Raw genomic sequence first — 14,994 nt, 5'->3', positions numbered from 1 at the left:
ATACGCAATTTCTTTAGGAAATACAACATTTCCTGAAGAATGGGTTTTCAATACTAATTAGTATTGTTTTCTAGAAAACTTGAGGTTAAGCTGTAGCTGTCCCTTTTTTAAGCTCTATAACCGAAATTTCAGGCCAAATACCTACGCGACCAGGGAATGCCAGATAGCCAAATCCTCGATTCACATTAAGAAACTGCCCCATTTCATTATACATCCCTGCCCAGTATTTATAACGCCATTTCGCCGGACTCCATTTAAACCAACCCGGAATTTCAATTCCAAATTGCATACCATGGGTATGCCCACTTAAGGTTAAATGGTAATGGTAATCATCATCTTTTACTTTCTTTTCCCAGTGTGTCGGGTCATGGCTCATTAAAATTTTAAAGTCATTGGCATGTACATCTTTTGTGGCTTTCTTTAAATCACCGGCTTTTTTAAAGCCTCCTGTCCCCCAATTCTCGACACCAACCAGAGCCAATCGCTGCCCATCACGCTCTATAAATCGGCTTTCATTTAGTAATAAATCGAAACCGATTTCTTTTTGATGTGCTTTTAAATCTTCAAGGTTTTGATGCTTTGCTGCTTCAGAATCCCAGGACACATAATCGCCATAATCATGATTCCCTAACACAGAATACAACCCATCTTTTGCTTCTAACTTTCCGAAGATCCCAAGATAAGGCTTCAACTCTTCAGCTTTATTGTTTACCATATCACCCGTGAACAAAATAACATCACTCTCCTGCTCATTAATCAGGTTAATAGCATAATCCACTTTATTGACGTCATCAAAACTTCCGGAATGAATATCACTTACCTGAGTGACTTTATAACCATCAAAAGCATCGGGTAAATCCTCGAATGTTAAAGTATATTTTAAAACTTTAAAGTTATATTTTCCTTTATAAATACCATAGATGATAGACGCAAACGGAATCGCCGCAACCCCTAAAGCTATCTTACTAATAAAGTCACGGCGTGAAGCAAAATAATTCCCTTCCGCCGAGTTTCCTTCGGTAAAATACCTGTAAATAGCCTGAGGCACTCTAAAAATGTCTTCACCCAACATAGCGATTAACACAATCATTTTGGGTACTAACAAAGCAATGAAGAATCCGAATGCAAAGGCATGCCTGTGACTAAAGCCATCACTTCTATTAAAACCATAGTAATTGTAAACAAAATTACCGATAACTAATAAAGAAATCAGCCAATACAAGCTCAAAACCCAATTGTTTTTTGTAATTGTTCTGAAAGCCTGGAAGGCATATAAATCGGCGATGATATATATTAAAATAAAGATGAGCCAACGCATCATAGTTCTTTTTTTATCAAATATAACTGAATTTCAACAGTAAAATAAACCTTAAAATGGTTTTAACGCCACCTTAAGAATTAACTGTAAGCAAGATAAGACACTAAACATCAGAACTGGTAACCCTCAAAATTTTCTTGATGGTTTTGATATCGGAATATGATTTTATAGTTTCATCAAAAAACTTGGCACTATTCATAGAGACCCTTGGTGTGTCGATAACAGTTTCAATAGTTGACGCCGATACATGAATCTCAGAAAAACCTGCTGCTTTAAACTTAGCTGCATTTTCAGGCTTTATACCTCCCCCAGGAAGAATATTTAGCTCATCTCCCGTTTTCTCTTTTAACACCTGAAGTAGATTCAATCCTTTTTCAGCAGAAGATTCCTGTCCCGAAGTTAGAATTCGATTAACACCTAAAGCTATTAATTGTTCTAATGCCACTTGTGGATCAGGCACCCAATCGAAGGCACGATGAAAAGTAAAAGCCAATGGTTTTGAAAGTTCAATGAGTTCCTTTGTCTTTTCAATATCAATAGAATGATCTTGCTTCAAAACGCCTGAAACAATCCCTGCACATCCTAACTCCTTGCACATATTGATATCCTGTTTCATAATCTCCACCTCCTCATCGCTAAATGTAAAATTGCCACTTCCTGGACGAATTAAAACAAAAACAGGAATCGATAGGGTTTCAACCACTTTTTTAACTAGTCCGAAGGACGGCGTTATACCTCCAACCGCTAACTCAGAACACAACTCAATACGATGCGCTCCGGCCTTTTCAGCATTCAACGCTGATTCAAATGAGTTTGCACAAACTTCTACTACCATAATTTTCAATTATTAAACAAATATAGAGATTCAAAAAGACTAAACCACAGCACCCAAACTCTTCCTTCATTGAAAACTATAATTCACTTAATTCCTCTGAAAAGCCAACTGTCTCAGCACAAAACAACAACGCTTTTGCTATAACAAAAAAGTGGTTTTTAAACCCGCCTCAATCTATTTTGAATCTCGATTATCGCATAAGTTTTTGTAGTTTTGAACTTCTTATCAAAACAAACATTATGTCCGATCAAAAACGTCTATTTTTAGTTGATGCCTACGCTTTAATTTTCCGTGGGTATTACGCATTTATAAAAAACCCCAGAATTAACAGCAAAGGTATCGACACCTCAGCCATTATGGGATTTATGAATTCACTTTTAGATGTTATTAAACGTGAAAGACCAGACCATTTAGCCGTTTGTTTCGATAAAGGCGGAAGTACCGATCGTGTGGAAATGTTCGAGGCTTATAAAGCGAATCGCGATGAAACTCCGGAAGCTATTAAAGTGGCTGTACCCTATATTCAGGAAATTCTTAAAGCCATGCATATTCCTATTATGGTAAAAGAAGGTTATGAAGCTGATGATGTAATAGGAACCCTTTCTAAACAAGCCGAAAAACAAGGCTACCAAACCTTTATGGTAACCCCAGATAAAGACTTTGCTCAGTTGGTTTCTGAAAATATTTTTATGTACCGCCCAAAATCGTTTGGTGGCGGTTATGAAACCTGGGGCATTGAAGAAGTTAAAAAGAAATTTGAAGTGACAGACCCACTACAGGTGATTGACTACTTAGGTATGATGGGAGACGCCAGCGACAACATTCCCGGATTACCGGGCGTAGGCGACAAAACCGCCAAAAAGTTTATCGCAGCTTACGGAAGTATGGAGGGCTTACTGGAAAACACTCACGAACTGAAAGGAAAAATGAAAGAGAAAGTTGAAGCCAATAAAGAACTCGGCTTACTTTCTAAAAAACTAGCCACTATTATGCTGGATGTTCCTGTAGAATTTGATGAGCATGATTTTGAAATGTCTGCACCTGACACAGAAAAAGTAACAGCTATTTTCAACGATTTAGAATTCAGACAGCTTTTAACTAATTTCTTAAAAACCTTTTCGGCAACTACAGAAACCACAACTCCTCAAGCAACTGCTACTACTGAAACCACTACAAAAACAACAGAAACCAAAAAAGAACCGGCATCAGCTGGGGCTGGACAGTTTTCTCTTTTTGGAGGTGGTGATGAAGACACTGAAACAACAATAGAATACACCAGAAAAACAGCTGAAACCACATCGCATTTTTACCAAAGTGTGGCTTCAGGGATGGCGACCAAGCTATTCATTAAAAACTTAATGAATCAAACCTCAGTGTGTTTTGATACTGAAACTACAGACCTAAATCCTTTAGCTGCCGAATTGGTTGGTATTGCATTTTCATGGGAAACCGGCAAAGGGTTTTATCTGCCATTCCCAGAAGACCAAAACGAAGCTCAGGAACTTATTGAAGAATTACGTCCGTTTTTTGAAAGCGAAACCATCGAAAAAATTGGTCAGAATTTAAAATACGATATTAAAGTTTTAGCCAAATACAACATCACGGTTAAAGGGAAATTATTCGACACCATGCTGGCCCATTATCTGATTAATCCGGATATGCGTCATAACATGGATGTTCTGGCTGAAACCTATTTAAACTATACGCCAATTTCCATTGAAACCCTAATTGGTAAGAAAGGAAAAAATCAACTATCAATGCGTCAGGTTGCTTTAGACAAGCAAACCGAATATGCCGTTGAAGACGCTGATATCACCCTTCAGCTTAAAGAACATTTTGAAAAAGAATTAGGTGAAGCCAATACACAAAAACTATTTGATGATATTGAAATTCCATTACTACGTGTTTTGGCAACTATGGAAATTGAAGGTATTAACTTAGATAAAGACTTCTTAAACAGTCTGGCTGAACAGTTAAACAATGATATTAAAACACTGGAAAGTAAAATTTACGAAATTGCCGGTGAAGAATTCAACATCGCTTCACCAAAGCAGCTTGGTGATATTTTATTTGACAAACTAAAACTGGTTGATAAACCGAAAAAGACCAAAACTGGACAATACGCGACATCTGAAGACATCTTAAGCTACCTGGCTAAAGACCACGACATCATTCAATATATTTTAGATTTCAGAGGACTTTCGAAACTAAAAAGTACATACGTTGATGCTTTGCCGCTTCAGGTTGACGCTAACGACCATCGTGTTCACACCGATTACATGCAAACCGTTGCTGCAACCGGACGTTTAAGCAGCAACAACCCGAACTTACAAAACATCCCCATTCGTACAGAGCGCGGACGCCAGGTGCGTAAGGCCTTTGTCCCTCGTAATGAAGATTACACGCTACTCGCTGCCGATTACAGCCAGATTGAACTTCGAATTATTGCCGCTTTAAGTGAAGAAGAAACCATGATTAACGCCTTTAAACATGGTGAAGACATTCACGCCTCGACCGCTTCAAAAGTGTTTAATGTACCGATTGAAGAAGTCACTCGAGAACAGCGTAGTAATGCAAAAACCGTAAACTTCGGAATCATCTACGGGGTTTCTGCTTTCGGATTAAGCAACCAAACCAATTTATCGCGTAGCGAAGCTAAAGAGTTAATCGATACGTATTATGAAACGTATCCGAAGTTAAAAAACTACATCAGTCAGCAAGTCGATTTTGCTCGCGACCATGGTTATGTACAAACCGTCTTAGGACGTCGTCGTTACCTAAAGGATATTAACTCACGTAACGCTGTGGTTCGTGGTGCTGCCGAACGTAATGCCGTAAACGCGCCAATTCAAGGTAGTGCTGCCGATATTATTAAAATTGCTATGATTAATATTCATAAGAAATTAGAAACCGGCGATTTTAAAACTAAAATGCTACTTCAGGTTCATGATGAATTAGTATTCGATGTTTTTAAACCTGAACTAGACACTATTAAAACCCTGGTAAAAACCGAAATGGAAAACGCTTACCAATTAGCCGTGCCGCTAGATGTCGATTTAGGTACTGGTGATAACTGGCTGGAGGCGCATTAAAAGCTTAAAGCGATTCAAATTTTGAATCGCTTTTTTATTTAAATACCCATCCAGAATTTTATTTGAGGCTGATAACTTCGACCACTTTTTAAAACTGTTTTATACTTATCATTCATTGTGATTTTATAACAACTATTAAAATGTGTAAAAACCTCAAAAACCATATTTGTATTAATGATAAGCGAGCGATGAATTCGTAAAAACATATTAGGAAGTTGAGCGTCTAAAGTAACCAAACTTTGGTCTGTAATATGCTCTTCTCCAAGCACTGTAAAAATAGAAACATACTTATCGGTAGATTTAAAATACGCTATTTCTTCAAGTTTTACAAAACTAATTTTCTTCCCGATTTTAACTGTAATTGAAGTAAGCTGTCGTTCTTTAGTTCTAACGCCATTAAAACCTTTTAGTAAATTTAAAATTTGCTCTGTCTGTTCTCCCTGCCTAAAAAAACTAAGTTTATCTATCGTTTGCTGCAAACGCTCCCTTCTAACAGGCTTTAACAAATAATCTAAACTATTCGTTGCAAAAGCCTGCAAGGCATACTCATCGAAGGCGGTACAAAAAACTACTATCGGTATCTCTTGAAGATTTTGAAGCATTTCAAAACCATTCATTTCCGGCATCTGAATATCGAGGAAAATAATATCTGGTTTTAACCTCTGAATTTTTCCAATACCTTCTTCCCCATTACAAGCTTCATCAACAACTTGAAAAGTTTCAGAAAAATCACCAAGTAATTCTTTTAATCGTTGTCTTGCTGGTGGCTCATCATCAATAATAAGGGTTCTATACTGCTTCATTTTCAAATCGTTTCATATTATTAAATCCTTTTTCACTAATGGTTATCCAAATACGTTTAACAGGTTCATTTTCCCAATGCAATTCTCCTTCACCCTCGTAACTCAATTTTAAAATATCGTTTATACTTTGTAATCCGTAACCTGTAATAACACCTTCTGGAAAATTCGGGCCATTATCGGACACACTAATTTCTACAACTTCATCATTTTTTTGGATCTTTACTTTAATAATACCTTCGTGTTTTATTTTCGATACGCCGTGTTTAATAGCATTTTCTACCAAAGGTTGAATAATATTTCTGGGAATTTCAAATTGCTCTATGCTTTCTTCGACTTCAATTGAAAATTTCATACGGTCTCCAAAACGAATTTGCTCTATTTGCAAATAAGCGCGAACCGCTTCTACTTCCTCTTTTACAGTTGAACTCAAGGTATTATTTCGATTAATGTTATAACGAAATAAATCGGACAAAGACAAAGCCATTTGCTCAGTCTTTTCGGGGTTACTTCTTACCAAACCTGCTATTGAATTAAGTGAATTGTATAAAAAATGTGGATTAATTCTAGCGTTTAACGAAGCTACTTCTGCCTGCGCCTTTAAGGCTTTCATCTTGCTCAACTCGATATCTTTTTTTCGTAATTGCATTTCAGTTTGCTCCCTTAAGTATAAAAATGCAGTTCGTATTAAAAAAACACCAACCCCTATACCTGCAAGAATAAAATTAAATTTATTAACACTACTGAAAACAAAAAATAAAATAACAATTGTCATACTCACTAAAAAGGTGAATATAATTTTCATCTTTAATTGCTTAACAATAGTCCATTCTTTATTAATAATGCTATTCTCTAGGACATAAAGTAAACTTAATCCTATTAACCAAATTAGCATATACACTATTAAAGTCACCAACCATGAATACAAATAAACATTTACACCAGCTGAACTTGTTAAATAATCATATAAATGAAATCCAAAATGGGAGGTAAACATCAAAACCAAACCTGGCATTAAATAATTAAAATAAGCAACTTTAAATCGTCTTCGAAATACACTACGATAGGACAAAATAAAAATTAAGAAAGCAATTAGGACTGATGAAATCACACCAAAGAACTTCATTTCAATTTTATAGAAAAAGTTTAAATAAAAGCGATAAGAATACCTTTCTAGAAAATAAGCTTTAGCTTCATCAAATAAATTTGGCGAATATAATGCATATAATAATTCATGATCCATCGGGCCATACCCCGTATCTTCAGGTTCAGGCTTTTGGTTATTAAATATACTATTGCCCAGATAAGTACTAGACATATATGTGCCATAATTATTGGGCTGAAGGACACATAAAGACCGTGCTATGTAAAATTGTAAAATGCTTCTCTTTACTTTTATATCTTTTAACTGATCACTGTTTATTTTGTGATGCCAAAATATAATTCTACTGGGAGTACCTTCTGACCTTGATGAATATCCAGTTCCCTGAGTTGACATCATTTCGATAATAAGGTTCCCTTTTTCTTGCGTTGAAAATGTAATCTTATTAGGAATAACATATTTTAACTTCTTTATAAAATCTGTTATAATAATAGAGTCTACTGGGTTTTGAGAATTAACCAACTGAATATTTATATCTCCCTGATATCTGGGAACATCTTTATTTACACCATTAAAAAGGCGTTCGCTTATCCAATTCCAATTACCTTTAGTATAATATTCTGCATTAGACCAGTAATCTGGTGGAAACATTATAGCTTCAGATTTTTTTAATTCTTCTAAAGCTTTTACATCTTCATTTATTTGAGCAAAGCCGAAAAGAATTTTCAATAAAAAAAGCAGAGTGAGTAATTTCTTCATTAGTGTAAATTTAAAAGGTTAATTAACGTTCACAAATAAATAGTAATCATTTACACCAAAACAGTTAATTCTGACCAACTGCGAAACGGGCTGACGAACACCCCATTGTGTTAAACTTAATTTAACAATTGGCTCAACTTCATCTTATTAACTATTTTTAACAACTAATCATTATAACTTAATATTTAATAGATGAAATTAAGCTTTACCTACCTCCTTATTCTCATATCTTTTACTGCACTTGCACAAAAAAAGGCATTAGAATTCGATAACATTCAACAATGGAACAGCATAAAAAATGAAACCATTGCCCCAAACGGCGATTTTGTGGCTTACGATTTAGAACAAGACCATTCCGACAGCCATCTTTATTTAAACTCCGGTAAAGGAGAAACTTTATTAGAATACTTTCGAGCATCTCAAGGTCAATTTAGTTACGACTCTAAGTTTTTAGCATTCACCATAAAACCTCTAAAAGACAGTGTTGATAACATGCTTCGCCAAAAGGTTAAAAAAGATAAGCTTCCTAAAGATTCCTTAGGTATTTATAACATTGACACTAATGAACTAGATAAAATAGCCAATGTAAAATCCTATCAATTACCCGAAAAATGGTCGGGTTACATTGCTTACGTATTAGAAGATATTAAAGCGCCTAAAAAAGAAAATAAAACAGATAGCACCGAAACAAAAGAAGATAAAAAAGAAGCAAAACCTAAAAAGGTAAGCAAAACAAATGGTTATCATTTAGTGATTAGAAACCTTAACACTAAAGCACAAGACACTTTTAAATATGTTACTCATTATACCTTTGCCAAAACAGGAAAAACTTTAGCATTTTCAACCACTGGTAAAAAAGATAACGAAGGGGAAGGTGTTTATATCTACGATTTCAATACATCGAAATTAACCAATATCTATTCTGGTAAGAAAGCCAAATACAACAAATTAAGTTTTAGTGAAACCGGGACACGTTTTGCTTTCGTAGTGGATGCCGATACTACTAAAGTCCAAATTAGACCAAACGAACTTTGCATCTGGGAATCCGGCGAACCGACGGCAACTAAACTTTACGACAATAACACAACGCCTGAAGGTTATTTGGTATCGAAAGACGGAACAATAAAGTTCTCGAAAGATGAATCAAAATTATATTTCGGCTTAAGGAAACCACCAATTATTAAGGATACAACCTTGTTAAAAGACGAAATTGTAAATGTAGAGGTCTGGACTTACAATGAACCTAGACTTTACACAGTTCAGGAATTACAGGTAAAAAACGACACCATTAAATCCTACGAAACAGTTTATAATTTCAACACTAAAAAAACAGTTCAGATTGAAACGGAAGCGTTCCCTTATTCTACTACTACCGATAAAGGCAACTCTAATATTGCGTTAGCAAACACACCTATGCCTTACGCATTGGAAAGTCAGTGGACAGGAAGACGTCTTAAAGATTACGCCATTATCGACACCAAAACCGGAACACAAAAAGTCATTTTAAAACAAACACCCAACGCTTCTTTAAGTCCGAAAGGCGAATTTGTTTTTGGTTACCATTCTATCAACAGTACTTGGTTTACTTACAATGTAAAGACCGATAAATATCTCGAATTAACTAAAAACAAACCTTTTTACGACGAACTAAACGACTCTCCTGACTTCCCTAGATCATATGGCGCTGCAGGGTGGTTAGAAGATGACAACTTTATATTATTATACGACCGTTACGACATCTGGAAATTTAATCCTAACACAGGAGAAGCAACCAACCTAACAAACGGACGTGAAAGCAAAACAGTATACCGCTACATTAAATTAGATAAGGAAGAAGAATCAATAAGCCCGAAAGACAAATGGCTGCTTTCTACTTTTAATGAAGCAACAAAAGCTGGAGGTTACGCTGAATTTAACCCCAGAAATAATTCTTTAAAGCAACTTGAAGAAGGCGATTTTAATTATAGTAGACCAACAAAAGCAGAGTTAAGTGACAAACTATTATTTACTCGGGAATCGTTTGTTGAATTTCCAAATTTAAGACTCACCGATTTTAGCTTCAAAAAGCAAACAGTTTTAAGTGATGCGAATCCGCAACAAAAAGACTACAACTGGGGAACCATTGAATTGGTAAAATGGACCTCTCTTGATGGTGAAGAAATGGAAGGTTTACTAGCGAAACCTGAAAACTTCAATCCGAACAAAAAATACCCGATGATTGTTAATTTCTATGAGCGCAGTTCTGATGATATCCACAGACACCGACCACCATCGTTTGTGCGTTCAACCATTAGCTATAGCTACTATACAAGTCGTGGTTATGTTATTTTTAATCCGGATGTAAAATACCGTGAAGGCTACCCTGGCGAAAGCGCCTTAAGCTGTGTGGTTTCTGGTACCAATGCCATGATTAAAAAAGGATTTATAGACAAAGACAATATTGGCTTACAAGGCCATAGCTGGGGTGGCTATCAAATCGCCTATCTGGTAACCAAAACCGATATGTTTAAAGCTGCCGAATCTGGCGCTCCTGTTGCTAATATGATTAGTGCTTACGGTGGTATTCGCTGGTGGACCGGTTTAAGCCGACAATTTCAATACGAACACACCCAAAGTCGTATTGGCGGAACCCCCTGGGAATACCCTATGCGTTATATTGAAAATTCACCAATCTTCAACATCGATAAAATCAACACGCCATTATTGATTCTTCATAACGATGCCGACGGACACGTGCCATGGTATCAAGGTATTGAATTTTTCGTGAGCTTACGCCGTTTAGGGAAACCGGCCTGGTTCTTGAACTATAACGACGAACCACACTGGCCATTGAAATACCAAAACAGAAAGGACTTTACCTTGAGAAAATCTCAGTTTTTTGACTATTACTTACAAGATGCACCTAAACCCCTTTGGATGGAACGCGGAGTTCCTGCAGTTGAAAAAGGAATTAATCAGGGGTATGAACTTATAGAAGATTAATTATTATCAATATATATAAAACAAAAAGCCTTGTATTCAATACAAGGCTTTTTGTTTTTACGAATTAACGTTTCTTATTTTTAGATTTGAACTTCGCTTTATTTTTACGCTGATTAAATGGTACAGCGTCATTAAATGTATGCTTTGGCTTTCCTGGTTTGTTTTTTCGCCATGAATCGTTTTCAGGCAATAGGACTTTTAACAAATCCTGACGCCCTAACTTGTTTAATGTATTTCTAATCCAAGCTTTATTTTCATCTTTATACCAAAAGAAGAAACGATGTTGTTCGTCTTTCTCTTTTCTAGTTTTAGGTGTTCTTACTTTCTTTAAGGTATACGGATGATAGCCACTGTAATAGATTACTGTTGCCACCGTCATTGGTGTTGGCGTAAAGCCTTGCACCTGCTCTAACTGGAAGCCCATATCTTTGGTTTCCGCTGCCAGATTTGCCATATCTTCAGCTTCACATGCTGGATGATTGGATATAAAATAAGGAATTAACTGAAGCTTTAATTTGTGCTTCACATTTATCTTATCGAAACGCTCCTTAAACTTATGAAAATAACTAAATGAGGGTTTACGCATCAATTTCAATACCGGATCACTGGTATGCTCTGGTGCCACTTTCAATCGACCAGAAACGTGCTTGGTCATTACCTCTTCCGTATAGTCATCTAATTCCTTAGCATCGGCATTTTTATTAAACTCCGGCACCAACATATCATGACGTATACCACTACCGATAAAAGATTTTTTCACTTTTGGATGACTATCAACCGCCTGATACAATTGGGTTAACGGCTTGTGTGAGGTATCCAGGTTACTACAAATTACAGGTGAAATACATGAAGGCGCCACACACTTATCGCATATCGACTGAACTTTACCCTTCATTTTATACATATTCGCACTTGGCCCGCCAATATCGGATAAATACCCTTTAAAGTCCGGCATATTTGCCACTTTATCAACTTCAGCTAAAATAGACTCCTGACTGCGAGATGCTATAAACTTTCCTTGGTGTGCCGAAATGGTACAGAAACTACAGCCTCCAAAACATCCACGGTGAATATTAATGGAAAACTTAATCATTTCGAACGCTGGAATTGGTCCGCGCTTATTATATTTTGGATGCGGTAAACGTGTATAAGGTAAATCGAAAGAGGCATCGATTTCCTCTTCCGTCATTGTTGGAAATGGCGGATTAATCATTAAGGTTTTATCGCCTACCTTTTGAAAAATTCGTCGCGCCGCTAACTTGTTAGACTCCTGTTCTATCACTTTAAAGTTAGAAGCATAGGCTTTTTTATCCTTTAAGCATGTTTCATGCGATGCGATTTCAACATCTTCCCAATTACTATTTTTTGGTATGCTTTCGTCTTTCTTAACAAGAACTGCAGTTTGATTAATTGTATTTAAACTACTAAATGGCACGCCCTTTTGCAATAAACGCACAATCTCTCGCATGGGCTGCTCCCCCATACCATAAACCAGCATATCGGCTTTAGAAGACTCTAAAATAGAAGGCATTAATTTATCGCTCCAATAATCGTAATGGGTGACACGGCGCAATGAGGCTTCAATACCCCCTATCAATACCGGAACATCAGGCCATTTCTCCTTTAATATATTCGAATATACCGTCGTAGCATAATCGGGACGAAACCCTATATCTCCATTTGGTGTATAAGCATCCTTATCACGACGCTTTTTATTAGCGTTGTAATTACTAATCATAGGATCCATACAGCCACCGGTTACCCCAAAAAATAATCGAGGGCGACCAAGCTTCACGAAATCCTGAAGATTATCGTTCACATTAGGCTGTGGAACAATAGCTACTTTTAACCCATAACTTTCTAAAGTACGGCCAATAACAGCCGGACCAAAGGTTGGATGATCCACATAAGCATCACCGCTGAACAGGATAACATCGAGTTCTTCCCATCCGCGTATCTTAACCTCTTTGTTAGTGGTAGGTAACCAATCTGAAAGTTGTAGTTCTTGCATAACGCTGCAAAAATAGTCAATTTATAAGTCTTGCTGTTTATTTATTAAAGCTTTATGATTTTTTTACCACCCTGAAACCCGAATTTGATGCTTTAACACGTAACTAATAATTTTACCATTTGTTAAAACTTCAGTCCTTGAATTTATTTGTATAAGTACAAACAATTCATTATAATGTCTTTACATAATAATTACCCTATATTTTGCTAATTTAAAAAGCTGTATAAAAATAAGTTAGGAGTCTATTTGGTAATAAAATAATTAATCGTAAATTTGCAAACTCTTTTTGAGAGAGGAATGTTTAATAAAAATTAATTAAAAACGTGGACACATTAAGCTACAAAACAGTATCAGCTAACAAAGCTACTGCAGATAAGCAGTGGGTTTTAGTTGACGCCGAAGGACAATCTTTGGGTCGTTTAGCTTCTAAAGTTGCAAAACTATTAAGAGGTAAACACAAGCCTAGCTTCACACCTCACGTTGATTGTGGTGATAACGTAATTGTTATCAACGCTGAAAAAATCAACTTAACCGGAAACAAATGGAACGATAAAACGTACATCCGTCACACCGGTTACCCAGGTGGTCAAAGAAGTTTAACAGCTACAGAATTGTTTGGAAAAGATCCAGCAAGAATCGTAGAAAAATCAGTAAAAGGAATGTTACCTAAAAACAAATTAGGTGCAGATTTATTCCGTAACTTAACAGTTGTTGTTGGAACAGAGCACGCTCACGCTGCACAAAAGCCAGCTACAATTAACTTAAACGAATTCAATTAATGGAAGTAATTCACAAAATTGGCCGTAGAAAAACGGCTGTTGCTCGTGCGTATGTTGCTGCTGGAAGTGGGAACATCACTATTAACAAAAAAGACTTAGCTAGCTACTTTACTACTGCTACATTACAGTATAAAGTTAAGCAACCATTAGCTTTGACTAACAATGAAAGCAACTTTGATATTACCGTAAATGTATATGGAGGTGGTATTACTGGTCAAGCAGAGGCTATCCGTTTAGCAATCTCTCGTGCTATGTGCGAAGTAGATGCTGAAAACAGATTAACTCTTAAACCAGAAGGTTTATTAACGAGAGACCCAAGAATGGTAGAGCGTAAGAAATTCGGTCAGAAGAAAGCTCGTAAGAAATTCCAGTTCTCTAAACGTTAATATTAAATTAAAAAAATTAATAACAGTTATTGTTGTTATCCTTGTTTACAAAACAGGATTTAGTTTAGCATCTAAATGGTTAAGGCGAATATTCTATGACCACTTAATCATTGCTAATTCAACAGAACGTAAACTATTACAAAAATGGCAGTAGAAGTAAAAGAATTACTTGAAGCAGGTGTACACTTCGGACACCTTACTCGTAAGTGGGACCCAAACATGGCTCCTTACGTATACATGGAGCGTAATGGCATCCATATTATCAACTTATATAAAACTGCAGCTAAAATTGATGAAGCTGGAGCAGCGTTAGCAAAAATCGCAGCTTCTGGTCGTAAAATTTTATTCGTTGCAACTAAAAAGCAAGCAAAAGATATCGTTGCTGAAAAAGCAGGAGCTATCAACATGCCTTACATCACTGAAAGATGGCCAGGTGGTATGTTAACTAACTTCGTTACTATTAGAAAAGCTGTTAAGAAAATGGCTTCTATCGATAGAATGAAGAAAGATGGTACTTTCAACACGTTATCTAAAAAAGAACGTTTACAAGTAGATCGTTTAAGAGCTAAGTTAGAGAAAAACTTAGGTTCTATTAGCGACATGACGCGTTTACCAGGTGCTTTATTTGTAGTTGATATTAAACGTGAACACATCGCGATTAAAGAAGCTCAAAAATTAAACATTCCTATCTTTGCTATGGTAGATACCAACTCTGACCCTCGTCAAGTTGATTATGTTATCCCAGCAAACGACGACGCTTCTAAATCGATCGATAAAATCTTAACTCATGTTACAGCTTCTATCTCTGCAGGTTTAGCAGAAAGAAAAGCTGAGAAAGCAGAAGGAGATGCTCCTAAAGCTAAAAAAGCAGCAGCTAAAACAGTTGCAGCTAATGAGGAAGAATAATTAACAATTACACAATATAACTAA

General features: G+C 36.2%; 10 protein-coding genes. 5 read left to right on the top strand and 5 right to left on the bottom strand.

The window, feature by feature from the left end; all coding sequences use genetic code 11:
• Positions 1-85 precede the first annotated feature (85 nt).
• Entirely contained in the window at positions 86-1,321 is a 1,236-nt protein-coding gene (locus tag RBH94_RS07205) for a metallophosphoesterase (protein ID WP_307883008.1), read from the bottom strand.
• 100 nt (positions 1,322-1,421) lie between these two features.
• A complete protein-coding gene (locus RBH94_RS07200; protein WP_307883007.1) occupies positions 1,422-2,153 on the bottom strand; it encodes a copper homeostasis protein CutC in 732 nt (243 codons plus the stop codon).
• Positions 2,154-2,392: 239 nt separating this feature from the next.
• Between RBH94_RS07200 and polA the strand changes: the two genes are divergently transcribed.
• Entirely contained in the window at positions 2,393-5,245 is a 2,853-nt protein-coding gene (polA, locus tag RBH94_RS07195) for a DNA polymerase I (RefSeq protein WP_307883006.1), read from the top strand.
• Positions 5,246-5,283: 38 nt separating this feature from the next.
• On the opposite strand, the gene RBH94_RS07190 is transcribed toward polA, so the two are convergent.
• Complete coding sequence (locus tag RBH94_RS07190) at positions 5,284-6,048, bottom strand: LytTR family DNA-binding domain-containing protein (RefSeq protein ID WP_307883005.1); 765 nt, start codon at positions 6,046-6,048, stop codon at positions 5,284-5,286.
• Positions 6,035-7,906, bottom strand: a complete 1,872-nt coding sequence (locus tag RBH94_RS07185) for a sensor histidine kinase (protein ID WP_307883004.1) — start codon at positions 7,904-7,906, stop codon at positions 6,035-6,037. Before RBH94_RS07185 ends, RBH94_RS07190 begins: the two co-directional genes overlap by 14 nt.
• A gap of 192 nt (positions 7,907-8,098) precedes the next feature.
• Here RBH94_RS07185 and RBH94_RS07180 point away from each other — a divergent pair, with 192 nt between their 5' ends.
• Positions 8,099-10,888, top strand: a complete 2,790-nt coding sequence (locus RBH94_RS07180) for a S9 family peptidase (protein WP_307883003.1) — start codon at positions 8,099-8,101, stop codon at positions 10,886-10,888.
• A 64-nt stretch (positions 10,889-10,952) separates the two neighbouring features.
• On the opposite strand, the gene RBH94_RS07175 is transcribed toward RBH94_RS07180, so the two are convergent.
• Positions 10,953-12,899, bottom strand: coding sequence for a YgiQ family radical SAM protein (locus tag RBH94_RS07175; RefSeq protein ID WP_307883002.1), 1,947 nt, complete (start codon positions 12,897-12,899; stop codon positions 10,953-10,955).
• Between the two features lie 323 nt (positions 12,900-13,222).
• Here RBH94_RS07175 and rplM point away from each other — a divergent pair, with 323 nt between their 5' ends.
• The 3 genes from rplM to rpsB all read left to right on the top strand — a co-directional run bounded on the left by rplM (position 13,223) and on the right by rpsB (position 14,970).
• The gene (gene rplM / locus RBH94_RS07170; protein ID WP_188217125.1) at positions 13,223-13,678 is read left to right on the top strand and encodes a 50S ribosomal protein L13; all 456 of its coding nucleotides are present in this window, start codon (positions 13,223-13,225) and stop codon (positions 13,676-13,678) included.
• Positions 13,678-14,064 (top strand): 30S ribosomal protein S9, encoded by a 387-nt coding sequence (gene rpsI, locus RBH94_RS07165; protein WP_188224102.1) that lies wholly within the window; start codon positions 13,678-13,680, stop codon positions 14,062-14,064. The genes rplM and rpsI overlap by 1 nt, the downstream gene beginning before the upstream one ends.
• Positions 14,065-14,208: 144 nt before the next feature.
• The gene (gene rpsB, locus RBH94_RS07160) at positions 14,209-14,970 is read left to right on the top strand and encodes a 30S ribosomal protein S2 (protein ID WP_188224101.1); all 762 of its coding nucleotides are present in this window, start codon (positions 14,209-14,211) and stop codon (positions 14,968-14,970) included.
• The last annotated feature ends 24 nt before the right edge of the window (positions 14,971-14,994 follow it).

Origin of the sequence: Aestuariibaculum sp. YM273 (assembly GCF_030908365.1) — a bacterium.
GTDB lineage: Bacteria > Bacteroidota > Bacteroidia > Flavobacteriales > Flavobacteriaceae > Aestuariibaculum > Aestuariibaculum marinum.
Note: the sequence above shows the minus strand (reverse complement) of the source record. Positions and strands in the feature narration are given on the sequence as shown.